The following is a 24,574-nucleotide window of genomic DNA, read 5'->3' as shown; positions in this document are numbered from 1 at the left end:
TATAATACCTCTCAAAGGGTAAATTACTTAAGTTGCTATAGATAAGCCGCTGTCTTTTCAAAAACTGTATTTTAATCTTACTTAATAACACGGTTTCTAAATCGATATGTCTAAGTCAGTTAGCAGTTTATTAGATAGGCATAATATTAGCACAAACTATTATCGGTAAATCAATCTTTAGCGCATCGATGATATCAATCAATACTACCATTACGTTTAAAGGTAGGTAAGTTAAGACCGGGTGGCTTATGCATCCAAATATAGACCGCTTTACCGGCTAAATTGTCATCAGGAACAAAGCCCCAAAAACGCCCATCAGCACTACGATCGCGGTTATCACCCATCACAAAGTAATGACCTTCTGGTACGTTGATACGCCATTCTGTCCCTTCAGAACTGACCACTTCTGGCGATTCTTGCTGTAAAAATGGCGCATATTGTGCACTATTCATATCAGGTAAATAACGCACCAAGTGTTTGTTATCCCCTTGAATCTCTTCAAAGTACTGCGCTGCGTTTTCTTCTTGTTGACCCATTTGTATAGCATTGTCTTCCGTCAAGACTTGGCCTGGTGCAACTTGTCCTGCTGGATATAACTGTGAGGTCAGCTCAGCATCGGCATCGAAGTTTACCGCTTTGGTAGGAACTGGCGTGTCGTTAATCGCTAGCGTACCTTGATTATAACTGACGGTATCACCCGGCAGACCAATGACGCGCTTGATATAATAAATACTTGGATTTTCAGGATAGCGGAACACCGCCACATCGCCATGTTCAGGCGCGCCTGTATCAAGCACCTTATTATAAGTGAGCGGCAGGCGCACACCGTAAGCGTATTTATTGACGGCGATAAAGTCACCGGTGTATAAAGTCGGTACCATAGATGATGAAGGAATATTAAACGGCTCAATTAAGAATGAGCGCACAATTAATACTACCGCTAACACAGGGAAAAAGTCATACGCCCAGCGCACCAGCAAACTTTCTTTACCGCGGCCTCGTGTTTTACGTTGTTTGAGCGTCAGCTTGTCTAATAGCCAAATAATACCTAAACCAATGGTTAAAGGTACTAAAATCAAATTAAAATCAAAATCCATACTTATTTGCCTATTAGCGAGCTACTTATCTGCCAGTCTTTATGATTAATAAATGAGCTATTAAAAAAGATATTAAGACAGATGACGTTTGATCATTTATCGGTGATTTATTCAACTTGCAAAACAGCTAAGAAGGCTTCTTGTGGAATCTCCACGTTACCCACTTGCTTCATACGTTTTTTACCAGCCTTCTGTTTTGAGAGCAGCTTTTTCTTACGCGAAACGTCGCCACCATAACACTTGGCTAGCACGTCTTTACGCATGGCTTTTACCGTACTACGGCCTATAATCTGGCTACCAATCGCGGCCTGAATCGCTACATCAAACATCTGACGTGGAATCAGCTCTTTCATTTTGCCAACCAATGCGTTACCACGGTAACGCGCTTGGTCTTGGTGCACAATCATCGCTAATGCATCGACTTTCTCGCCATTAATCAGCACGTCAACTTTGACCAATTTATCCACCTGATAACGTTCGAAGTTGTAATCAAGCGACGCAAAACCGCGCGATACTGACTTTAGACGGTCAAAGAAGTCCATGACCACCTCGCCCATCGGAATATCAAAAATCAGCTGTACTTGACGGCCCATAAAACGCATATCCACCTGTACACCGCGGCGCTCGATACAAAGCGTCATGACGTTACCCAAGTAATCTTGCGGTACTAAAATCTGACAGCGCGCAATTGGCTCACGGAACTCTTCGATATTATTTGGCTCAGGCAATCTTGATGGATTGTCGACATAGATTATTTCGCCGCTCTTCTTTTCAATCTCATAAATAACCGATGGCGCCGTAGTGATTAAATCCAAGTCATATTCGCGCTCTAAGCGCTCTTGGATAATCTCCATATGCAGCATACCTAAGAAGCCACAGCGGAAACCAAAGCCGAGTGCATCAGAGGTATCAGGTTCAAAAAATAATGAGGCATCATTAATTTGTAGTTTTTGCAGCGCTTCGCGGAATTTTTCAAAATCGCTAGAGTCAACTGGGAACATACCCGAATAAACCTGCGGGGTAATCTGTTTAAAACCAGGAATACGCTCAACATCAGGGGTCTTGGAATGGGTAATCGTATCACCCACGGGAGCGCCTGCAATGTCTTTAATACCGGCAATGATAAAGCCAACTTCACCAGCTTCTAAAATCCCTGTATCTAAAGGTTTTGGCGTAAAGACACCAATCGAGCTGACCAAATGCGCTTCTTTGGTCGATAAGATATAAATCTTATCGCCTTTTTTGACCGTTCCTTCACGGACACGCACGAGTGAGACCACGCCTAAATAACTGTCAAACCATGAATCGATAATCAATGCTTGGAGCGGCGCCTCACGATCGCCGGTTGGCGCAGGAATAAACTCGACCAAGGCTTCTAGCAGCTTATCGACGCCAAGACCAGATTTCGCTGATACGCGCGGCGCATCAACGGCGTCAATGCCAATGATGTCTTCAATTTCTTGAATAACACGTTCGGGCTCAACTTGTGGCAGGTCAATTTTATTAAGAACCGCCATTACCTCTAAGCCTTGGTCAACGGCGGTATAGCAGTTGGCCACTGATTGCGCTTCTACCCCTTGCGCAGCATCAACGACCAATAGCGCACCTTCACAAGCGGCTAATGAGCGTGATACTTCATATGAAAAATCGACGTGACCGGGCGTATCAATAAAGTTCAGCTGATAACGCTCACCGTTAGGATGGTCATAAAACAAGGTCACGGACTGGGCTTTAATAGTGATGCCGCGCTCACGCTCAATGTCCATAGAATCGAGGACCTGCGCCTGCATTTCACGGTCTTGCAAGGCACCGCACATCTGAATAAAACGATCGGCAAGGGTCGACTTGCCATGATCAATGTGGGCAATAATAGAAAAGTTACGAATATTGGCTAATGCAGTCACAAAGCGCCTACTAAATAATGGAGGATTGAATAACGAAAATAAATGCTGTCAGATAGAATCAATACAATGCTTACTCATACTTCGTATCAGCCAATACGCCAATACTGTCGTAATAAGTAAAGAGATTATCGATGCTAAGGTAAAAGCTCATGGCGCTTATTACTACTTACTAACTCAATTGGTTAGTGATTAATACGCGCAGGCATGTGAGGGTATTCTAGCAGTTTTCCACTGTAAAGTAAGGCGATTTTATTAGCAAGATGTTGCGTGATACATGACGGCAATCGAGCATGATTAAAATACAAAAATACTTGCTCATTGAGAAGTAATATAAAGCTCGCTGAACTAGACGCCACTTGGCAAAAATCAAGCAAAAAAAAACCAATCACAGAATGATTGGCATTTTTAATACTGCTAGTCTTACTATAAATGGTGGCGATGAAGAGACTTGAACTCTTGACCTCACGATTATGAGTCATGCGCTCTAACCAGCTGAGCTACATCGCCATTTAAGGCTCGGTATAATACCGATAGAGATGACTATCGTCAACCCCTAATTATCGTTTTTTTGCAAAAAATAGGAATTTAATTCAAATTAATGGCAAATATGCATAATACTAACGATAAAAACGAACAATAAAAAAGTTGGTAGACCGATAAGCCGGGTTCTGTCGTGGACGATCATTCCTCTAGGCGTATCATCGCTGATACGCTCAAGCAACCTACCCGCATCGAACGCGGGCCGCGCCATGCCGATGCCTATTTGGTCTTGCTACGCGTGGAGTTTACCATGCCGTGAACTGTTGCCAGCCACGCGGTGCGCTCTTACCGCACCCTTTCACCCTTACCGATAATGTCTTGCGACACTAAAGGCGGTCTACTCTCTGCTGCACTGGTCGTCAAGTTACCCTGCCCAGCCGTTAGCTGGCACGCTGCCCTATGTAGCCCGGACTTTCCTCCCCTGCGCATCTGTTGCCAGTGTGCAGCGGCGATCGTCTAGTCTACCAAGCGCGCTAGTATAGCAAACCTAAAGGCTGCGTGGGAATGTCTTTTGTGCTTATTTTGATTTTATACCAAATAATTTAAATAATGGCTTCAATAAAATGCTGCGGTAATATTAAATCACCATTTATTTCTTCTTCAAACTTATTTTTATCTTGGCGTGACAGCTGTAACCAATGGGCATTTGGATAATTTTGCGCTAAGTAGTTTTTTAAATAATCAATCGTGCTATTAGCTATTTGCTTATCCGTCTGGGCAGCACTGTCATGAATATGGTTATAAATGACGCTATGTACCGTTAAGCCACACGCTTTCATCGCCTCTAAACTAAGCAAGGTATGATTGATACTACCAAGCCGACCTGATGTGACTAAAATCACCGGATAACCTTGAGTGGCAATATAATCTAAGGTTAATAGCTGCTCGGTAATAGGCACAAGCAAGCCGCCTGCGCCCTCTAATAGCACCACATCGTAGTTTTGTTGCAATTGCTGCGTAGACTTAGTGATGACGTCAGGGTCTAAAACGGACTTGGCAAGTTTTACTGCCAAATGCGGCGACGCCGGCTTCTCATAACGATACGGACACGTTGTAAAATCAAAATCACAAGGCTGCAGCGCTATATCCATTAATTGACGATGAGTAACAATATCATCGGCAATATTCATCTCACCAGTATCACAATTGACGCTAACGCCTGTTTGTACCAGCTTTTGAGTGATGACGTTAATGCCTTGCTGTATCAGGGCTTTTGCCATCATACCTGTGGCATAGGTTTTACCAATATCGGTATCAATACCGGAGATAAATAGCACTCTCATAGCGAGGCTCTATTGGTCGTAGAAGTTTGATTCAAGTACGAAGTGACGACGGTTAGTAGCGCTTGGCATAACGTCGCCAGCTCATCATCAGTAATGACAAAGGGAGGCATAATATAGACCAATTTACCAAACGGTCGCACCCAAATACCATTGTCAATCAATAAGGATTGGAAAACTGGCATATCAACGGCTGTCTCTAGCTCAATCACGGCAACGGCGCCCAAACAACGTACTTCTTTAACGCCATCTAACGTCTCTGCAGGGGCGAGCTGTTGTTTCATCACGGCTTGCATATTTGCCGTGCACGCTTCGATATCATAGGACAAAATTAAATCAATCGATGCACAAGCAACGGCACAGGCCAGCGGGTTACCCATAAAAGTCGGACCATGCATGAGCGCAGGATAAGCGCTGTCATGAATGGTATCAGCGACCTTACGTGTGCATAAAGTCGCCGCAAAAGTCATATAGCCACCTGTAAGCGCTTTACCAATGGTCATAACATCAGGGCTAATATTGGCATGTTCGCAAGCAAACAGCTTGCCACTACGCCCAAAGCCTGTCGCGATTTCATCAGCAATGAGCAGCACGTTATGCTCATCACACAACTGGCGCAATAGTTGCAGATATTCCGGACTATAAAAGCGCATCCCGCCTGCGCCTTGAATAATAGGCTCAATAATAAAACCAGCAAGCTGATCGCTATGTTTAGCAAAAAACGCCGTTAATTCATCACATTCATTTTGTGTTAGCTCACGCTCAAACCCTAAGTGCGGTGCAGGCACAAAATGCTGCAAAGGCAATTGCTTACCATACAGGCTATGCATGCCAGCAAGCGGGTCACAAACACTCATCGCATGCCAGGTATCACCATAATAGCCTGACTGGGTCGAAGCAAACTGACACTTTTGCGGCTGCTTAGCGGCAATTTGATATTGCAACGCCATTTTTAATGCCACTTCGACGGCAATGCTACCGCTATCGGCATAAAATATCGCATCGAGTCCAGCAGGAACGATAGCAAGCAGTTTTTTACCCAAATCTATCGCTGGCTGATGGGTTAACCCGCCAAACATCACATGCGCCATCCTACCCAACTGTTCAATCATCGCTGCATTTAACTTGGGGTGATTATAGCCATGCACACTCGCCCACCATGACGACATACCGTCAATCAGGCGCGTACCCTCTTTAGTGACGATATAGATACCTTCGGCATGGTCAATAACGATATTTGGATAGGTGGGTGGCAAGCTGGCATAAGGATGCCAAAGGTGTTGCTGGTCGAAGTCGCTGGTAGCAGTATTGACAGTCATAGTACGCTCTCAAACGACATGCATTTATTTTTAAAAAAGCGTATGGCAAGTTTGATATCCGTATTCATCATATTATTCCTAGTTTTTAGCACTTTCGTATATCGATAGCATAATCTGCAACGCATTACTGACCGGTAATGCGTTTGTATTTGGCGAGCAAATCACTCTCATTTTCGACATGGTTTGGGTCATGCGGAATGCAGTCAACCGGACAGATGACCACGCATTGCGGCTCATCAAAGTGGCCGACGCATTCGGTGCATAAATCAGGGTCAATGACATAGATATCATCGCCCTCTGAGATGGCTTCATTGGGGCAAGCAGGCTCGCACACATCACAATTGATGCATTCATCGGTAATTAATAACGCCATAAACTGCTCCTTATTTGCTAGCAGCTGATAATAAATGAGTACATTCGTTGTTTACTACTAAACTCAATATTTTATATCCAGCCAATATTTAACGCTCACTTAATAAATACTCAATTTAGTAAACGCTCAATTTAGTAAGCACTTAGCTTAGTAAATATTCAGCTTAATACTAACTACTGAGTTTTTGTATAAAGGCTTCTGAGACACATGGTGGCACAAACTTGGTCACATCACCGCCAAGCTTGGCAATCTCACGAATCATCGTCGATGAGATAAACGAGTAATTCTGTGATGGCGTTAAAAATACCGCTTCAAAGTTTTCATCAAGTTCGCGGTTCATATTGGCAAGCTGAAACTCGTATTCGAAGTCTGACATGGCTCGCAAGCCGCGCAATACCGCCGTGGCGTTCTTTTCGCGCATAAAGTCGACCAGCAAACCTTCAAAGCCAATCACCGACACTTGCGGTAAATCAGCAAATACGGTCTCGACCAAATGAACGCGTTCCTCAAAGTCGAATAATGGCTTTTTATGATGTCCTGAGGCCACCGCAATGACCACCTCGTCGAACAGTTTCGTCGCCCGTTTAACCAAGTCTACATGGCCATTGGTAATCGGGTCGAAGGTACCAGGGTATAAAATCTTAGTATGCAGTTTTGATGAAGTAGCAGAAAGGCTCATAACAGGACTAATATGGTTAATGGTAATGCCCCATATGCTAGCAAATTTTACTCAAACTTAATACTTATCTGCTACATTTGTCCTAACAGCCGCTTTACCTTTTCGCTGTCTGCTTTGCTACAATAGTCGGTTCGACTCATCCCTTTTGCTCCGCTTGATTTGCCATGCTCGATATGACAAACCAGCATGACAAAAAAATCCCTATTAAAGGGTTAGGATGAGGAATAGTTAGACTGGGACACTGTATGTTGAAGCGATACGAAAACCAGATATCCAAAAACAATATATCGACGTCCTTATGGAGAAATTATGTCAAAAAAATCAAAAAAACCTGACAATCAAATTTGCGCCAATAAAAAAGCTCGTCATGAGTATTTTATTGAAGAGACGTTTGAGGCAGGTCTATCGTTACAAGGTTGGGAAGTTAAAGCCATTCGCGCGGGTAAAATGACTATTACCGAAGCGTATATTATCTTTCGTAATAATGAGGCGTTTTTGTTTGGTGCCCATATTCAGCCGCTGCTCTCAAGCTCAACGCATGTGAGCCCTGATAGCATTCGTACCCGTAAGCTGCTGCTCAATCGCCGCGAAATCGAAAAACTCATGGGCGCGGTCAATCAAAAAGGCTATGCTTGTGTGCCGTTATCTTGCTACTGGAAAAACTCTTTGGTGAAATGCCAAATTGCCTTAGCCTTAGGTAAAAAACAGCATGATAAACGTAAAACCCTTAAAGACCGCGACTGGGAACGTGATAAACAACGCGGCTTTAAACAGCATTTAGATTAAAAGAAGCTGTCAGCGATTGATTTTAATCTAATGTAAAAAGGACGATTCAGCATACTGTTGAATCGTCCTTTTTTATTTGACAAATAAGTTAAATCAATCAATTTAGTTCATTAACCTCTAAGCTGTTTGAACCGTTTTGCTCGTTTTCGATTGTTTATGAGCGCGGCGTAATTGACGGATACCATGCACAATTAAGCAAGCTATACCCAACCAAATCAGACCATAGCTATAAATCATCGCTGATTCAAAGGGATTGCCCAATATCGTAATGGCCAAGATAAATAATAAAGCGGGCTCTATATAACTCATCATACCGTAGACATTGACGGGGAGCATTTGACTGGCATCGACATTGGTTTTCATCGCAATCACACTAAGCACGCCAAGTCCTGCCAGCATCATGATAAAAAATCCCGAACCGCCAACTATTTCTAAACTACTAGGCGCAATGAAAAACAAATAGGCTAGCGCAAAAGGCGCAAAGATGGTCAAATCAACCAACAATCCAGTAATCGCACCAATACCTTGCAAACGGCGTAAAATATAATAAATAGGATAAGTGCCGCAAACCCATAACGTCGCCCACGATATGCTTTGGGTGCGCACAATCTCACTGCCTACGCCGACAGCGGCAAAAGCAACGGCCAACCATTGTAGACGGCTTAATTTTTCGCCAAATAAGACGCAGCCAAATATAACCATCATCAGTGGAAATAGAAAATAACCCATTGCCGTTTGTACGCCTTGGCCATTTACTGGTGCCCACATAAACAGCCAAAACTGACTGAGGAATATCGGCGTTGGCAATAATAACCAAGCCCACTGCTTAACGGTTTGGAGTGTTTTTAACTTATTAATATGCAGACCCAAGCGCCCACTAGTCACAAGATAGCCGATTAGCGCTGCCCACATTGCCAGCATACGCCAGATAAAAACTTGGGTGCCAGATAACGGCGCTAAAAAACTGCTATAGGCATAAAGCAAGCCAAACAACATATTTGATAATATCGCCAATGCCACGCCCATAATTAGCGTGCGCTGTTGTTTGCTGCCAGCTGTCCACACCGCAGGCAATGGCAGACGCGAAACCGTATTTTCTAGCATATTAGCAAAAACATGAGATAGCGTTGAGTGAGACATAATAAACACCGTAAATATAAATAAACGTTAGATAACCCAACTGCTTTTTATTCTGCTTGCCAGCTTGGATGAGTACGGTGTATTTTACGGCGGTATAATGAGATATTATTTCTATATAGACATATTTATGAGTAAAACTATCTATTTTATGATTAAATTATGACTATTTTCTTATATTCAGAATTCATAACGATAATATTTATAATAAACTTTAAATAATTATGATTTTTTAGAGCTAAATGCTATGAGCCATATTTTAGACAATACTGATAAAGCCATTTTAAATTTGCTACAGGACGATGCGAGCTTACCGTTAAAAACGGTGGCAGAACGCGTGCATGTCTCTATCGCTACGGCTCAGCGCCGCATTCAGGCATTGATAGATAACGGAATAATTACCAAACAAGTCGCTATCGTTGACCCAAATAAGGTAGGTTACGAGCTTACGGCGGTGGTAATGATAGAGATGTCGCGCTCCAATACCTCGATGCAGCATCGATTTGAGCGCTTAATGCATGACCAACCACGGGTGATGAGCTGTTATGAAGTGTCGGGCGATACGGATTTTATGTTGATGGTTAATGCTAAAAACATGAATGACTATCATGAATTTACGCGTAATTTGCTGACTTACGAGAATAATGTGCGTAGCTTTAAAAGCCAGTTTGTGATGAATTTCACGAAGAGTGGGACAAAGATTTTGTTGGATTGATAGCGATTAAAAAATGAATAGTAAGGTTAGCTTTTTAATTAGCTGTAGCTAAGCGGTGATCATACAAGGTACGATAGCAGTTAAAGTTTAAGAAATTATCAGTATATAAATATCGCTTAAAAACAAAATCCAATCATAGTCAACGTAGACAAGGAAGCCTCACATGACTAACAACACCATTCCTACCAATAAAAAAAACAATAATGCAGCGCTAAAATTATTCAGATTAAAGCCATTGAACCGAAAAACACTATATCTAAAAACACTGCTAACAGGTGCATCACTTGCGGCATTACTCGTAAGCTCAGGTTGCGCAACCAGCTCTTTATTAGAAAGTGACAATCATGTCAGCACCACCACTACCAAGCAAATCTTATCTGAAGACCAGATTGTGGCCTTTGGTCGTCCTGCGCAGGCATTACCAAAAACGCCAAACGCTACCATGGTCATCGTCGGTGAAAAGAATAGCTATGTGCTGACCCAAGGCGGGACAGAAATGATTGGCTTATTAAGCAATCTGACGCCAAAGAACATCCACGTCGATAACGACATGAGTTTTTATGTGCCCAATAACGATGGCTATTTTCAGGGTGAAATGAAGCTTTCTTACGCCAAATTAAAAGATGAATTCCAGCGCTCAGACTATCAGTTCTTTTTGCAAAATAATGGCCGTGATTGCACCTCAGCCAGCGATCTACGTATCAATGCTCAGCGTTTTTGTTTTAGCGTGCCTGTCAAAGGTGCTATCTATCCGCAAGTGAGTAATTTAAGCTTGATTCAAGCCAATTATCGCGCTCTAACCAAGCCTTATATGGTCAGTTTTTATACCCAAAGTCAGCAAAAACAAGTGTCTCGTAGTGGTGCCAATACAGCGCAAAAGCTGGTCTTACTGCCCTTTGCCCTTGCTTTTGATGTGGTGACGTTCCCCTTCCAATTATTACAGTAGTAAATCTTTCATGCTAACAATGGCCTAAATTAAGAGGGTTTCTAAATTTCTAGGAATCCTTTTATTGGTATATTATCTTACGCTATCAATAACTTATCGCTAATCCTTTATCATCGTTTATCACATCCTGAGCGTAATTCATGTTAAAATGAGCGCTTTTAAATGAGCCGTTGTTAATGAATAACAATAACGGCTATTTTTTAGTGCCATTTTTCTAATTAACAGGTCCGCTCATGTCTGCCGATACCATCGCCCGTACCGCCTTTAAACAAGGCACCAAACCACTTTACGACTACGACAAACATTGGGCGAGCTGCTACGAGCCTGCGCCTTATTTGCCGATGAGCCGCAAAGAGATGGACGATTTGGGCTGGGATGCCTGTGATGTCATTATCATTTCAGGCGATGCCTATGTCGACCATCCAAGCTTTGGCATGGCGATTATCGGCCGCTTATTAGAAGCACAAGGCTTTCGCGTCGGTATCATTGCGCAGCCAGATTGGAAGAGCAAAGATGCCTTTATGGAGCTTGGTAAACCGGTTTACGCGTATGGTGTGACCGCCGGCAACATGGACAGCATGATTAACCGTTATACCGCTGACCGCAAAATCCGTAGCGATGATGCTTACTCGCCGGGTAACGTGGCTGACAAACGCCCTGACCGCGCGGCCATCGTTTATAGCCAGCGTTGCCGTGAAGCTTATCCTGATGTGCCAATTATCTTAGGTGGTATCGAGGGCAGCTTACGCCGTATCGCCCATTATGACTATTGGTCAGATAAAGTCCGCCGCAGTATTTTGATCGACGCCCGTGCCGATGTCTTATTATATGGTAACGCTGAGCGTGCCATCGTCGATGTGGTACATGGTCTCTCAAAAGGCTACACGTTTGAGCAAATGAGCAAACTGCGCGGTACAGCATATTTATTGACCCCGACTCGTCGCCATTGGCAAGCAGGCATGACTGAAGTTGCCAGTAATGATGTCGATACCGTCGGTCGCGTCGATCCAATTATCAATCCATACGTGATGACCGAAGACGTTGATAGCTGCAAAATTGAACAAGAAAAGCCATCTGATTCACCGGTCGGACAAGCTATGAACGGCATGTCAGCCCAATATGCGAAACAGTATCAAGGCTTTGTTGCAGAACCTGTGACCAATAAAGTATTGAATGCTGAGCAAGTGGACGAAGAGACGCAAGTGGTACAAATGCGCGGCTTTAATAAGCCGATGACGGCGCGTAAGCATAAAATTAAAATGCCTCCACGTGAGCAAACCGTTATTCGTCTGCCTGATTACGAACACGTCAAATCTGACCCTGTTTTGTACGCTCATGCCAGCCGTATCTTACACCTTGAGACCAATCCGGGTAACGCGCGTGCTTTGGTGCAGCGTCATAGTAGCGGCGCCGGTAACTCACATACCTCAATTGACGTTTGGCTCAATCCGCCACCGATTCCGCTTTCAACCGAAGAGATGGATTACGTCTTTGATTTGCCGTATGCACGCCTACCGCATCCAAGCTATGGCGATGCGCGCATCCCTGCTTATGACATGATTAAATTTTCAGTCAATATCATGCGCGGCTGTTTTGGTGGTTGTACTTTTTGCTCAATTACCGAGCACGAAGGTCGTATTATTCAAAACCGCTCAGAAGAATCTATCTTGCGTGAAGTCGAAGCCATTCGTGATACTGCGCCGAACTTTACCGGTGTGATATCTGACCTTGGTGGTCCGACCGCCAATATGTATCGCCTCAACTGTAAAGATGAGACCATTGAGAAAAACTGCCGCAAGCCGTCTTGCGTCTATCCTGATGTTTGCGAAAACCTGATCACCGATCACAGTAATTTGACTCAGCTATACCGTAAGGCGCGTGATATTAAAGGCGTGAAGAAAATCCTTATCGCCTCAGGTTTGCGTTATGACTTGGCGATTAAAGACCCTGAATATGTCAAAGAATTGGTCAGTCATCACGTCGGTGGTTATCTAAAGATTGCCCCTGAGCATTCAGAAGAAAACGTTTTATCAAAAATGATGAAGCCCGGCATGGGCAATTACGATAAATTCAAAGCCATGTTTGAGCAGTACAGCCAAGAGGCTGGCAAAGAGCAATATCTGATTCCTTACTTTATCGCCGCCCATCCCGGCACCAAAGATGAAGATATGATGAACCTTGCGCTTTGGCTAAAAAGTCACGGCTACCGCGCTGACCAAGTGCAGGCGTTTTATCCAAGCCCGATGGCGACCGCGACCACCATGTATCATACCCATAAAGACCCGCTGCATAAAATCAGCCGTGACGAAGGTGACATGGATATCGTCAAATCTGGCAAGCAACGTAAATTGCATAAAGCTTTCTTACGCTATCACGACCCAAAAAATTGGGTACTATTGCGTAAAGCGCTGCAAGATATGGGACGCAGTGACTTGATTGGTAAAAACCGTGGCTGCTTAATCCCGCCATTTAATGCCAGTTTAGAAGGTCGCGATGCGGCGCAAGACAGCTATCAATCGGCGCGTAAAAAGAACAGCCGCTTGGGTAATGACTCAGTGAAACGCAGCAATAATAGTCCTAGCGCTGCAAAAAACACCTCGGGCAAAAACACTTCTGGTAAGAATACCAAGAAAGTCAGCAAAGGCAACTTTCAAACTCAGCATACTGGTCTGCCACCGCGTAAGACCAAATAAATTAAATAACTGTGAGTTAAATAGCTATTAGCGATTGCTGCTAAATAAGTTAGAAATTTTCAGTTAAGCTCAAACCAAAGCGCCTATCGGCTCAGCAGTCGATAGGCGCTTTTTTATATTCTTGATATCTTATATTTTTGATAAAAGTCGGCTGACTTCTTTGCCTATTTCCATAGCTATATATTTACCGCTTCACTAATTTAAGCTTAGCTATTTTACAAAGGCTGTTAAGTGCAGCGTTACATTAGTCAGTGTTTTAGTAACTTAGTGAACACGTAACAAACAATTTCTAACATTATGCGGAAAGCCTTTTCGATAACATATGCGCTATATGCTTAACGCGTAGTGAAAAAATACATTGTTCAAAAAGCATAGTTTAAAAAAGTATAGGTAAAACGCCTAGTTAAAAATAAATATATTATAAATTATATAATTTTGGAGAAAACCATGAACACCCTAACTAAATTCGCTGTTGCCCTACCTACTCTTGCTCTACTAAGCGCATGTGCGACTACCGCGCCTACTACCCCAAATAAAACCCCTGCTTCAGAAAGCGTGACCGATGTCGCTTATGACCGTATGGCACCAGCACCTTATACTTGTACCGATGGCAGCAAAATCTTGGCAAAACAGTCAATCAATAAAAAACAAGTCATGCTAGACGCGACGTTGCCTAAAGTGAACTGGGCAAATCAGCCAATTATCCTAAATGGTGGCGTCCAAGGTGATACCGCAAGCTATGTCAACGAATCAAACTCTGAAGTCGTCTATGCATGGCACATGAAAGGCGATAAAGGTATCTTTGCGATGAAATGGGCTGACGGTAAAGAATACCAAGTAAACTGCCAAATCTAAGCAGCTGATATAGATATTAAAACTAAAGCATAATAATTATTAAACAGTCATCAAACGGTGGCTGTTTTTTTATGGCTGTAAGCTTAAAAACATCCTTGCCAATACGTTCTTCTTTATCCCAGTTGTCTTTCATTTGATAATAATAAGAAATAGCCTTTTGCAGCATTTAGCTAGAGAAGCACGCTGAAAGCTGTCAAAATAGCCCATCTATAAAAATAGCTTATGACCCATAAATAAAGAGGATAACTCAATGGTAAAGCGTTTATTAAGTATGATGATAATAGCTAGTGTGGGCATGTTGGCGCTAACGGGCTGCGATAATAGCGCTGACAATTCTAATGGCACTGATAGCGTTGATAGCTCTGATAAAACCTCAGTAACAGTAGCAACATCTGAGGCGGCAAAAGTTAATACTATTGATTGGACATTGGTCGCAAGCGGCGAAAAAGCTGTTGACCCCGCCAATTATAAATATCCGTTTGCGCTCGATAGCCAAAATGTGCGCGATTATGCGGAATATTTCGATGTGGATAATGCCACCGCGCAGCACAATCTGACGATAAGTATGGCAAGCAATGAAGCGCTGTCAAAGCTGCTCGATCAGCTTAGCGATAGCTATACCTCACATGAAATCATTGATAGTAAAGACATGAAGCTTGTCATCCATACCACGCCTGATGTCGCTGCCAGTAGCTATGATTATGTACTGTCCGATGACTTTGCGAAAGGATTGGTGCTGCCTATCGTGATTCAGCCGGATAGTAAGAAAGGTGATGTGAAGGGGCATGGAGAGGTGGCGGAGTAGAAGTTGATAGCGTGTGTTTTGATTTATATGGCACACGCTACTAAAAAATATTAAGTTTGACGGTAAGGATTGTTTGAAAGTTCGATTTTGACATCAGTATCACAAAGTAGCTTAGCTAAGTACGGTTGATATTGAGTAGCAGCGGGCGCAATATAAACTTTATTGAGATAATTCTTAACGTTGGATCCATATTCAACGTAAAGGAAATCCCCATATACTATCTGTACTTTTTTGTCAGATAAGGAAGTTATATAAATCATACGACACTCTTGCTCTTCTTGAAAAGCCGAATGTTTAATCAAGTATTTTAATGGCAGCAAAATCTTATCAATAAGCTCTAAATTTTCTTTAAAAAATTCTTTATATTCATCTCTTATATCCTGATAATCTTTCTTTAAAATATTTAGTAGTTCTGCTATTTTTGTAGTTAGTTTATCTATAGCTTTTTTATACTCTTGCCACTTTTGTTCAGGATTTTCTGAAACTTTAAATTCCCGATGAAATGTTAGTCGATTACGTTGTGCTAACTGTATATAGTCTGATGCCGGATCAATATATATACATCTCATAACTGACTGTTTATTTATTACTTTTTTATCTTTATTACTCTCAATTGATTTTAAATCTGCATTTTTCTGTTGAATTTTGGAACCATCATCGTAAATATTATCTGTTCTCTCGTAAAAAAATAAATATGTTAATCCACCAAGTAAATTATCTGACTGAAAAAACTCTTTATTAAAAACGAAGCTAACACCTGATGCTTCTTGGAAATTTTTCTTACCATAAAGCCTAAACTGATTTAAGCTATCGTGATTAAAAGTAAAGCAACTAAAAAATGCGTGAGATCTCTCATCAAATTCTGATGAATTATAGGTTAAGGCTTTGTTTTTATCTAGAAAACTTCTAAGTAACAATCCTTCACTCGGATCATTCATATTACTAATAGTGTTTAAGCGTAAATAACCAGCTTGTTTTTTCTTATTTTCTTCATTCAACAAAATATTAGCTACTTCAGTACTAGTATAATGTGCCAACTTTCGTTCAGGCGGTTTTTCTTCTTTAGACAAATTACCAAAATCCAGCTTTAAGGCATTAACAATTTCCAATGTGTTACTCAATAACTGTAAAACCTTCATACCTATAGTTTCAGTTTCTGAGTTTTTTAATAATTTGCATACTTTTTTATAATTATATGTTTCATACGGGTAAACCTCTTTTGCATTTAAAAATGCTTTTTGAGCTTCAGTATATTTCTTCGATATACTGTCATTAATCAAATATTGTCCAATTCTATATTGAGCTTGCGCATATATTTTTGGATCAGTAGAGTATGCAATATTACATAATGATCTTAGTGCACGTTCAAAATGCCCTTCTGATTTCAACTCTAATCCAACAATATACTGTACTTTCGCATATACTTTAGAATTATCTAAATTCTTTATATCTTGTAGTACTGATAAACCTTTTTCTTTAGTATCATTTTTATATAGTTCAATTCCAATATTAAATTGTGCTTGAGAATATATTTCAGAATCATCTGCATGGCTAATACTATCCCACGCTAGTAACGCTCCTTTACTATCACCCTCTCTCTCCAGAGCAGCACCAATATTAAGCTGTGCTTGAGCATATGCACTTGAATTATCTGTTCGTTGAATTTTGTTCCATTCAGATAATGCACTTTTAGCATCGTTACTTTGTACTAAAGCTATACCCATATTGAGTTTCGCATAAGAATATACATTTGGATCATCTGCCCGTTTAATACTACTCCATACAGATAGCGCACTTTTAATATCATTACTCTGTGCCAATGCTATTCCTATATCAAGCTTTGCTCGAGTACTTTCCTTTGCATCCCCATTACAAACTACCTCCAACAACTCTTCAATTTTTTTACGTGTTTCTTCGTCCAAACCTTCCATGTCTTCAATATTCATACCCTACTCTCCAACCAACGCCAAGAACTCATCCTCACTCACCACTTTTACACCCAATTTTTCCGCTTTGGTGAGCTTCGAACCAGCTTTGTCACCTGCCAATAGCGCGGTGGTTTTTGCCGAGATACTGCCTGAGACTTTGGCACCGAGCGCTTGCAGTTTGGCTTTGGCTTCATCACGCGCCATGCTATCAAGCGCGCCCGTAATGACCCACGTTTGCCCATCGAGCGGCAATCCCTCTGACACCACTTGCTCAACCTTATCCCAGTGCACGCCCGCTTCACGTAATGCGGTGATGACTTCGATATTATGCGGCGCGCGGAAGAATTTATAAGCAAGCTCAGCGGTGATTGCGCCAACATCAGGCGTTTGTAGGAGCTTGTCGATATCTGCTGCCATCAGGCTATCAAGGTCGCCAAATTGCTGCGCCAAATTCTGCGCCGTGGTCTCACCGACGCCGCGAATACCGAGCGCATAGATAAAGCGAGCCAGCGTGGTCTGTTTACTGGTTTCAATGGCGCTGAGGATATTTTTTACCGATTTTTCCCCTAGTTTTTCAAGCGTAATCAGCTCGTCTTGATGTTTATGCAACTGATAGATATCGGCGACGGTCTTGACCAAACCGTGCTCAAAAAAGCTAATCAGCCAACTTGCGCCTAAGCCATCGATATCCATCGCCCGACGCGAGACAAAATGAATAAGCGCTTCTTGCTGCTGGGCAGGACAGAATAAACCACCAGTACAACGTGCCAACGCTTCACCTTCAGGCAATACCACAGGGGAGTCGCATACAGGGCAAGTCGATGGCAATTTAACAGGTTCTGAATCTGCTGGACGCTGATCTGTCCAAACGCGGGTGACTTTGGGGATGACATCGCCGGCACGGTGGACGCTGACCATATCGCCTGCGCGCACATCCAAGCGCAGAATTTCACCAAAGTTATGCAAGGTAACATTGCTAACGGTAACGCCGCCGACTTTGACTGGCTCAAGCTTACCTACAGGAGTAATTGCGCCAGTGCGTCCAACTTGCCATTCGATATCGTTTAGACGCGTCATGACCGTTTCGGCAGGGAATTTATAGGCGGTTGCCCAGCGCGGCTCACGCGATAAAAAGCCAAGCTGTTGCTGCAATGCCAGGTTATTAACCTTGATGACCATGCCATCAATTTCAAACGGCAGTTTAGTACGTGTTTCAATCATCGACTCATAATAGGCTTGTGCTTCGCGTGGGTTTTTTACCACTCTCACCGCGCTGACGCTAAAACCAATGTCACCAAGCCAAGCCAATGCGGCTGATTGGGTATCGATAGTCTCAGGTAGACCTTGATTGACTGAATAGCAGTAAAATGCCAGCGGACGGCTAGCAGCAATAGCGGGGTCAAGCTGACGTAAGCTACCAGCGGCGGCATTACGTGGATTGGCAAAGGTTTTATCGCCTTTTTCTTCCGCTAGGCGATTCAGACGCTCAAAGCCGGCTTTTGGCATCAGCACTTCACCACGCACTTCTAACAACGGAATATCGCTTGCCGCAGTAAGCCAAAGCGGCAGATTGCGAATGGTTTTGGCGTTTTGGGTGATATCCTCGCCCGTTTGCCCATCACCGCGCGTCACCGCTTGGGTAAATTGCCCATAAGCATATTTGAGTGACACCGCCAAGCCATCAAGCTTTAGCTCCATCTCATACTCAGGATTTTTCTGCGCGTCATTAAGCCGATCATTGACGCGGCGCATAAAGGTATGCAGCTCGTCATAATCAAAGACGTTGCCCAGTGACAACATCGGAATATCATGGGTAACTTGGGTAAAGGCTGACAGTGGCATATCGCCAACTTGATTGATTGGGCTATCCGGCTGTATTAAATCGGGATACTCTTCTTCAAGCTCTAATAAAGAGCGACGCAACTGATCGTATTCGCTGTCTTCTAAAATCGGATTGTCGAGCACATAATAAGCATAATTATGCGTCTTTAAATTATCAATAAGCGTGCGCATTTGGGTGACGATAGCAGCATCATTGCTTGCAGATTGTGCAGTATTACTGTCTTTATTCATCTCGTTATTCATGTCTTTAGAGGTAAGCGGTGCGATAGGATCAGTCATAGTCGGCGTCTTTTTTTTGCGATTCAAGATGCCGATATGATAGCAATTTTGTAGGATGCTCGGATATGATTTTGTAGAAAACTAATTCTGTTGGAAACCAATTCTGTTGAAAACCAAGTTTATAGAAAATCAGGCGAATGAAACGCTTATAAACCAAAAACTAAAAAAGGCAAATAACGTCAATCGCTATTTGCCTTTAGAAGTAATTTTAACTGTTTAGACTTTAACCTTCATAATCGCGAACTTGGTTACGCAATTGCTGCTTGTATTCAGGGGTGATTGGTTCGTTCTCTTCATCGAGCATAACGGCGTCCAAATCACTTGCCATCATATACGCGATGCTCATCATACTATCGAAGCTACGCAGCGCTTGTGGATGCGGCAAGGATAAGAAAACCACCACGCCATTATAAGTATTGGTCGCGACGCTATGCGGGTCAAAAGGTGCGATACCACTATCAGTAATGCCCATCATACTAAACCACAGCATGCCAGTGCCGTCTTTTTGCTCATAGCGATGGAACATATTCATCGCGCCATAGCGTAGACCGTATTTATCAATTAACGCTAGTAAATCGCGACCACGGATAATTGCGGCTGGGCGGTCACGGTATTGGTGCGGCAAGATAGTAATATTGATGTTGTCTTTGGCGTTGATTAACGGACCGTTTTGCGCTTCATCAACCGGCTCTGAGAGATGCTGATCGAGTATCGGACTATTATTATCAAAGCTTGGCTCGTCTGCGGTATCAATCACTGGCATCAGGCTGTCGGTTGCAGAGACCAAGCTTGAAAACGCATCTGGCTCTTGCTCGATATTCATCTGCTCAGCAGTAGACACAAACTCGCTATCATCCGCATGCTGCTGCTCATCTTGCCAGCGCGCATAGTCGGCGTCATCTACCACATCATTATTAGCGTCATTTATCTCACCACGACCAGCCGTTAGCTGTGCATCGACATGGGTATGCGACTGGGTCAAAGGTTCTTCTTCAACGACCGCATCCAAATAACTGCGATCAGGACCGATACTGGTTTCACCTGCAACGGTATCGTCTAAGTCTGGCTGATCAACGATATTGCGCTCGTGGCGCGGTATGATAGGGATACCGTTTTTATCATAATTGACCGCGGCAGCCTCAGCAGTTTTGCGACGCTTAAAGCTGCGAATGACCATAAATAGCCCTGCAAGCACGATAAATGCGGCAATGGCGATTAATATAAACTGGATAGCGGTCATGAGAAATACATCCTAATATATGACAAAAGGGAAGATATAAGAGTGAATAAATGGCAATAGTCTAGCATGGCTGATTAATATCGTCACCATATAGTCATCGTTTATCATTAGTCCGAAATATTTGCGTGACTTTATATTCTAGCCCTAACTATACCACTAGCAATGGCTGCCAGTTATCAATTATTTTATTACTGGGCTGCTCTTAATCAGAAAGGTAACGTGCGGCTTCATCGAGCGAGACGCTGACCAAGGCAGAAATACCTGCGCTTGGCATGGTAACACCTTTTAGCTCATCGGCAATCTGCATCGTCAGCTTATTATGACTGATAAAAATAAACTGCAAGTCGTCTGCTAACTCATGAATGAGGCTAGTAAAGCGAGCAACGTTGGCATCATCAAGCGGCGCATCAACTTCATCAAGCACACAAAACGGTGCCGGATGCTGCTTAAATATCGCAAAAATTAAACTTAGCGCAGTCAAGGTTTTCTCACCACCTGACAGCACAGCAAGGCGACTATTACGTTTGCCCTTTGGTTGCGCCATTAAAGTCAGCCCTGCCCGCCACTGCTCTGATTTTGGCGCATTAGCAGGCATATCGTCAGTATTGAGCGTTAAGCTTGCTTGCCCGCCACCAAAAACTTTGGCAAATAAATTGGCAAGCTCGGTATTGACCGCCTCAAGCGTCTGCATAAATAGCGTCTTGGTGGTTTCATCAATCGAGGCAATCGCCTCCGTTAACGTCTCCATACTAGCAGCAATGTCTGCTGTCTGCTGCGCGAGCGGCTCTAAACGCTCATTAACTTCTGCCAATTCTGCTACTGCAGCGAGATTGACCGCGCCAATTTTACCCAGCTGCTGCTCAAGCTTTGCGCGCTCAGAATTTAATTCTGCGATTTTGTCTGGACGTACACGGCGATCATGGGCAATAAAATCCGCCAATAAGTTTGAGACACTCATCACTTGCGGCTGCGGCGGCGCTATATTCGATTGCGCTTTATATTTATAGCTAGCTTTATGGTAAGCATCTAGCGCTTCTTGCGTATGAGTACTGGCATCGTCTAAACGCGCCGCGCTTAAGGCCAGCTCGGTGGCGTGACGGGCAAGCTCACTTTGCTGCGTTTGCAAGGCGTTTTGCAGTGTATCTAATTCAGTCTGCTGCTGACTATATTCTTGCTTAAGCACCGTTAATGCTGCCTCGCGTGTCGTTAATACTACTTGCTGCTCATCACGTGCTTTCTGTGCTGTTTGCAATGCTGCTTGTAGTGCTGGCAGTTTACTTTGCTGCTGCTCATGACGCGCCTTTAGACTGTGCTCGCTTTGTAGCGATTTATCATGTTGCGCAGTTGCCCGTGCAAGACTACTAACGCTATGTTCTAGTCGCATCTCACTTTGTTGAATACGAAGCTGCAATGCTTGCCAAGCATCATCATCCGTTTGAAGCGCACGATTTAGCTCACTACGCTCAGACTGCAATTGCTGACTTAATGCACGAGCGTCGGCTATTTGCGGCGTCAGCGCTACTATCTCGCTTTGAATATGTTGCTGCTCAAGATTAAGCGTTTTTTGCTCTTGCTCTAATTCTTGTTGTTCTTGCTCAAGAGCAACTTTATCAGCATTTAGACGCTGGCTGTCCGCTTGTAGACGTTCAACGTTGGCGCGCTTAGTGGTGAGCTGTTGCTGATATTGATGTTTATCGCGGGTTAATTGCTCAGCTTGCGCGCGCGTTTCTTCTAAGCTAACTGTTAATGCATCATAATTGCGTTGATTATCAGCAATAGCCTTTTGCTGATTTTGGATTTTGACCTCAAATTCATCAAGCAGATTTTCTAACGCTTGCAGACGGTTACGCTGCTGTAAACGCTGGCTTAAGAATTGGCTATTGCTATCGTTTTGACCATTTTGCGCCCCAGCAAACTTGCTTAGATTAATCGTACCCTGACGACTGATAAGCCAACCGTCCGAGGTTAGTAAAATGGCTGATGATGGCAGTGCTTTTAAAATATCGGCAAGCGTATCAAGAGTCTGCTGATTATTAATTTCAGATTGCACAATATATAAATAACATTGCTGCCAAAGCGCTAAGTTAGGGGCAGTAATCAGCTCTGATAAAGGCAGTATTTTATCAATTAAAGTATCTGGTAATTCGCTAATAAATAAATGGTCTTTAATCTCGCTTTGCTTAGCAGATAGCCACAAGCTATGGCCAGTTTCTATTGATGACTTCTCTTTCGTACTACTATGCGCATTTTGCGCAGTCGGATAAGTAAACAAATCCGTTAAATCATGCTCAAGCGCTTGCCATAAGCTATGCGGTTTCTCAGAATCATCGCTCGCGTTATCAATGCTTGGCTGCATGGTTTGGTTAGAAACCAACACATGACTATCGAGCCATAACGCCAATACGCTATCGAGTAACTCGGCATGCTGTTGCCCTTTTGCGCTTAGTTCAATCTGCTCACGTAAGGTAGTAATAGTTAAGTCTTTATAATTATTTACTGAATTACTTTCTAAATCAGTTTTTGCATCAGCAGTTTTTACGTTAGCAGACTGTTGCGATTTTGGTAGTGGTTTAGGATGCAATATTTGATGCAGAGTATAGTATTCCCCTGCCAAGACCGCATGACGTTTTTCTTCCTCGCTTAACTCGCGCTGCTGCGTGTGCAAACGTTGCTGCAACTCATGCGCTTGTGGTTGTAGCTCAGACAGGCGTTCATCAACGCTATCTTGCTGGCGTTCAATCTGCTGCAACTGTTTATTTAGCTCAGCAACTTGTGTCTCTAACGTCTGCTGCAAGTTTTTCGCATCTGTATTACCTTGTAAACCAGCGCTCTCAACTGGTGATAGAGACTGTTGTAGTTGCTGCCATAGATTCTGCCAGTTTTGTTGGCGACGCTGCCATTTATCATAGTTTTGCTGATGCCGTTTTTGCGCTTGGCTATTAATCGCTTGCTGCTGCTCAAGCGTACGCGCATTATCTTGCAGGCGTGACAGCTTATTTTGCGCATCATGGTAGGCGCGCTGTAATGGTTGCTCGTTGCGTTTATGCGAATCGCGTTTATTGGTTAACTCGCTAAGCTGTGGGCGCAAGCCTTCTAGCACATTATGCTGCTCAGCCTGCTCGGTTTTTAAGCGCTCAATTTCATCGACTGCTTGCTGACGCTGCTGCTCTAAGCTGGTAAATTGCTGTGCGATAACGTTTAATTGTGATTTGGCATCGCTAAGCTCATGCTCAGCTTGTTGATAGCTTAGCTGCTGCTGATAATGGCTGCTTTGGGCATCGTCTTTGAGCCACTGCTCTTGATTGATATGCGCTGCAAGCTTATCTTGTTTGGCTTTTAACGTCTCATAGCTGGCTTGTAGTTTGGCGACCTCATTAGCGCTACGCTCATGGGCGATTTTTTGCTGCTGCTGGTTATGCTTAGCTTGATATAACTGCTGAATGGCAAGTTGTTGTTTAATATCAGCAAGTGCTAACGCTAACTCTTCATAACGCTCAGCACTGGCAGCTTGCTTAGATAAGCGTTTTTGTTGGCTGACCAGCTCGCTTTGCATATCGTGCAGACGTGCTAAATTGTCCTGCGTCTTCTCAAGCTTTTTTTGCGTCTCTTCACGGCGCGCTTGATAACGAGAAACGCCAGCTGCCTCTTCGATAAATTCACGCAGCTGCAACGGGCTAGATTCAACAATACGCCCAATCATACCCTGCTCGATGACTGCATAACTACGCGCGCCAAGCCCTGTACCCAAGAATACATCGACCACATCACGGCGACGACAGCGCGTGCCATTGATAAAATAGTCTGAGCGACCATCCAAATTTACCTGTCGGCGGACAGACAGCTCTTGATAGAGATTAAACTCATGGCGAATACCCGTCTGCTCGTCTTGCGTATGCTCAAAGGTTAGCTCGACGCTGGCGACACTTTTGGCCGCTTTATCTTGCGTACCCGCAAAGATAACATCACTCATCGCCCCGCCGCGTAGCTGCTTGGCGGAAGTTTCGCCTAGCACCCAGCGAATGGCATCGATGACGTTGGATTTGCCGCAGCCGTTGGGCCCGACGATGGCGGTGATGCCATGGCGGAAAGTAAAAGTCGTTGGATTGGCAAAGGATTTAAAGCCTGCCAGCTTTAGAGATTTTAGACGCATGAAGGA

General features: G+C 43.4%; 17 protein-coding genes, 1 tRNA gene and 1 other RNA gene. 6 read left to right on the top strand and 13 right to left on the bottom strand.

The annotated features are described in order from the left end of the window. Positions 1-194: 194 nt before the first annotated feature. The 8 genes from lepB to coaD all read right to left on the bottom strand — a co-directional run bounded on the left by lepB (position 195) and on the right by coaD (position 7,192). Positions 195-1,097, bottom strand: coding sequence for a signal peptidase I (gene lepB, locus B3Q63_RS02290; RefSeq protein WP_296173252.1), 903 nt, complete (start codon positions 1,095-1,097; stop codon positions 195-197). 107 nt (positions 1,098-1,204) lie between these two features. Beyond that, the gene (gene lepA / locus B3Q63_RS02285; protein WP_296173250.1) at positions 1,205-3,001 is read right to left on the bottom strand and encodes a translation elongation factor 4; all 1,797 of its coding nucleotides are present in this window, start codon (positions 2,999-3,001) and stop codon (positions 1,205-1,207) included. A 430-nt stretch (positions 3,002-3,431) separates the two neighbouring features. Beyond that, positions 3,432-3,508 (bottom strand) — tRNA-Met (locus B3Q63_RS02280). Between the two features lie 134 nt (positions 3,509-3,642). Beyond that, positions 3,643-4,009, bottom strand: an RNA gene (gene rnpB, locus B3Q63_RS02275) — RNase P RNA component class A. 74 nt (positions 4,010-4,083) lie between these two features. Then, a complete protein-coding gene (gene bioD, locus B3Q63_RS02270; protein WP_296173248.1) occupies positions 4,084-4,824 on the bottom strand; it encodes a dethiobiotin synthase in 741 nt (246 codons plus the stop codon). Next, positions 4,821-6,140, bottom strand: a complete 1,320-nt coding sequence (bioA, locus tag B3Q63_RS02265; protein WP_296173246.1) for an adenosylmethionine--8-amino-7-oxononanoate transaminase — start codon at positions 6,138-6,140, stop codon at positions 4,821-4,823. Before bioA ends, bioD begins: the two co-directional genes overlap by 4 nt. Positions 6,141-6,264: 124 nt before the next feature. After that, entirely contained in the window at positions 6,265-6,513 is a 249-nt protein-coding gene (locus B3Q63_RS02260) for a YfhL family 4Fe-4S dicluster ferredoxin (RefSeq protein ID WP_201562243.1), read from the bottom strand. A gap of 169 nt (positions 6,514-6,682) precedes the next feature. After that, positions 6,683-7,192: a pantetheine-phosphate adenylyltransferase gene (gene coaD / locus B3Q63_RS02255; protein WP_201562245.1), complete on the bottom strand. Its 510-nt coding sequence runs from the start codon at positions 7,190-7,192 to the stop codon at positions 6,683-6,685. A 309-nt stretch (positions 7,193-7,501) separates the two neighbouring features. Between coaD and smpB the strand changes: the two genes are divergently transcribed. Next, positions 7,502-7,978 carry an SsrA-binding protein SmpB gene (gene smpB / locus B3Q63_RS02250; RefSeq protein WP_201562247.1) on the top strand — a complete coding sequence of 159 codons (477 nt, stop codon included), beginning with the start codon at positions 7,502-7,504 and terminating at the stop codon, positions 7,976-7,978. 117 nt (positions 7,979-8,095) lie between these two features. Here the strand turns inward: smpB and rarD are convergent, their stop codons facing one another. Further along, complete coding sequence (rarD, locus tag B3Q63_RS02245; RefSeq protein WP_296173241.1) at positions 8,096-9,118, bottom strand: EamA family transporter RarD; 1,023 nt, start codon at positions 9,116-9,118, stop codon at positions 8,096-8,098. 244 nt (positions 9,119-9,362) lie between these two features. Between rarD and B3Q63_RS02240 the strand changes: the two genes are divergently transcribed. The 5 genes from B3Q63_RS02240 to B3Q63_RS02220 all read left to right on the top strand — a co-directional run bounded on the left by B3Q63_RS02240 (position 9,363) and on the right by B3Q63_RS02220 (position 15,129). Further along, positions 9,363-9,830 carry an Lrp/AsnC family transcriptional regulator gene (locus tag B3Q63_RS02240; protein ID WP_296173238.1) on the top strand — a complete coding sequence of 156 codons (468 nt, stop codon included), beginning with the start codon at positions 9,363-9,365 and terminating at the stop codon, positions 9,828-9,830. Between the two features lie 163 nt (positions 9,831-9,993). After that, positions 9,994-10,776 (top strand): hypothetical protein, encoded by a 783-nt coding sequence (locus B3Q63_RS02235; protein WP_296173236.1) that lies wholly within the window; start codon positions 9,994-9,996, stop codon positions 10,774-10,776. A 233-nt stretch (positions 10,777-11,009) separates the two neighbouring features. After that, on the top strand, positions 11,010-13,469 hold the full coding sequence (locus tag B3Q63_RS02230; RefSeq protein WP_296173234.1) for a YgiQ family radical SAM protein: 2,460 nt from the start codon (positions 11,010-11,012) through the stop codon (positions 13,467-13,469). A 447-nt stretch (positions 13,470-13,916) separates the two neighbouring features. Further along, positions 13,917-14,324, top strand: coding sequence for a hypothetical protein (locus B3Q63_RS02225; RefSeq protein ID WP_201562257.1), 408 nt, complete (start codon positions 13,917-13,919; stop codon positions 14,322-14,324). Between the two features lie 250 nt (positions 14,325-14,574). Next, positions 14,575-15,129 (top strand): hypothetical protein, encoded by a 555-nt coding sequence (locus B3Q63_RS02220; protein WP_296173230.1) that lies wholly within the window; start codon positions 14,575-14,577, stop codon positions 15,127-15,129. Between the two features lie 50 nt (positions 15,130-15,179). Here the strand turns inward: B3Q63_RS02220 and B3Q63_RS02215 are convergent, their stop codons facing one another. From B3Q63_RS02215 to B3Q63_RS02200, 4 genes are all read right to left on the bottom strand, one after another. Next, complete coding sequence (locus B3Q63_RS02215; protein ID WP_296173227.1) at positions 15,180-17,075, bottom strand: hypothetical protein; 1,896 nt, start codon at positions 17,073-17,075, stop codon at positions 15,180-15,182. A gap of 3 nt (positions 17,076-17,078) precedes the next feature. After that, positions 17,079-19,178 (bottom strand): NAD-dependent DNA ligase LigA, encoded by a 2,100-nt coding sequence (ligA, locus tag B3Q63_RS02210; protein ID WP_296173224.1) that lies wholly within the window; start codon positions 19,176-19,178, stop codon positions 17,079-17,081. 223 nt (positions 19,179-19,401) lie between these two features. Continuing rightward, positions 19,402-20,418 (bottom strand): cell division protein ZipA C-terminal FtsZ-binding domain-containing protein, encoded by a 1,017-nt coding sequence (locus B3Q63_RS02205; RefSeq protein WP_296173221.1) that lies wholly within the window; start codon positions 20,416-20,418, stop codon positions 19,402-19,404. A 202-nt stretch (positions 20,419-20,620) separates the two neighbouring features. Continuing rightward, positions 20,621-24,568, bottom strand: coding sequence for an AAA family ATPase (locus B3Q63_RS02200; RefSeq protein WP_296173218.1), 3,948 nt, complete (start codon positions 24,566-24,568; stop codon positions 20,621-20,623). Positions 24,569-24,574: the final 6 nt, after the last annotated feature.

Origin of the sequence: Psychrobacter sp. UBA2769, assembly GCF_002352555.1 — a bacterium.
GTDB classification, from domain to species: domain Bacteria; phylum Pseudomonadota; class Gammaproteobacteria; order Pseudomonadales; family Moraxellaceae; genus Psychrobacter; species Psychrobacter maritimus.
This window is presented reverse-complemented; position numbering and strand designations above follow the sequence as displayed.

Bases quoted from the DNA above. Each gene is read 5' to 3' on its own strand.
- lepB (WP_296173252.1), bottom strand. From the start codon at position 1,097: ATGGATTTTGATTTTAATTTGATTTTAGTACCTTTAACCATTGGTTTA.
- bioD (WP_296173248.1), bottom strand. From the start codon at position 4,824: ATGAGAGTGCTATTTATCTCCGGTATTGATACCGATATTGGTAAAACC.
- bioA (WP_296173246.1), bottom strand. From the start codon at position 6,140: ATGACTGTCAATACTGCTACCAGCGACTTCGACCAGCAACACCTTTGG.
- B3Q63_RS02260 (WP_201562243.1), bottom strand. From the start codon at position 6,513: ATGGCGTTATTAATTACCGATGAATGCATCAATTGTGATGTGTGCGAG.
- coaD (WP_201562245.1), bottom strand. From the start codon at position 7,192: ATGAGCCTTTCTGCTACTTCATCAAAACTGCATACTAAGATTTTATAC.
- smpB (WP_201562247.1), top strand. From the start codon at position 7,502: ATGTCAAAAAAATCAAAAAAACCTGACAATCAAATTTGCGCCAATAAA.
- rarD (WP_296173241.1), bottom strand. From the start codon at position 9,118: ATGTCTCACTCAACGCTATCTCATGTTTTTGCTAATATGCTAGAAAAT.
- B3Q63_RS02240 (WP_296173238.1), top strand. From the start codon at position 9,363: ATGAGCCATATTTTAGACAATACTGATAAAGCCATTTTAAATTTGCTA.
- B3Q63_RS02235 (WP_296173236.1), top strand. From the start codon at position 9,994: ATGACTAACAACACCATTCCTACCAATAAAAAAAACAATAATGCAGCG.
- B3Q63_RS02230 (WP_296173234.1), top strand. From the start codon at position 11,010: ATGTCTGCCGATACCATCGCCCGTACCGCCTTTAAACAAGGCACCAAA.
- B3Q63_RS02225 (WP_201562257.1), top strand. From the start codon at position 13,917: ATGAACACCCTAACTAAATTCGCTGTTGCCCTACCTACTCTTGCTCTA.
- B3Q63_RS02220 (WP_296173230.1), top strand. From the start codon at position 14,575: ATGGTAAAGCGTTTATTAAGTATGATGATAATAGCTAGTGTGGGCATG.
- B3Q63_RS02215 (WP_296173227.1), bottom strand. From the start codon at position 17,075: ATGAATATTGAAGACATGGAAGGTTTGGACGAAGAAACACGTAAAAAA.
- ligA (WP_296173224.1), bottom strand. From the start codon at position 19,178: ATGACTGATCCTATCGCACCGCTTACCTCTAAAGACATGAATAACGAG.
- B3Q63_RS02205 (WP_296173221.1), bottom strand. From the start codon at position 20,418: ATGACCGCTATCCAGTTTATATTAATCGCCATTGCCGCATTTATCGTG.
- B3Q63_RS02200 (WP_296173218.1), bottom strand. From the start codon at position 24,568: ATGCGTCTAAAATCTCTAAAGCTGGCAGGCTTTAAATCCTTTGCCAAT.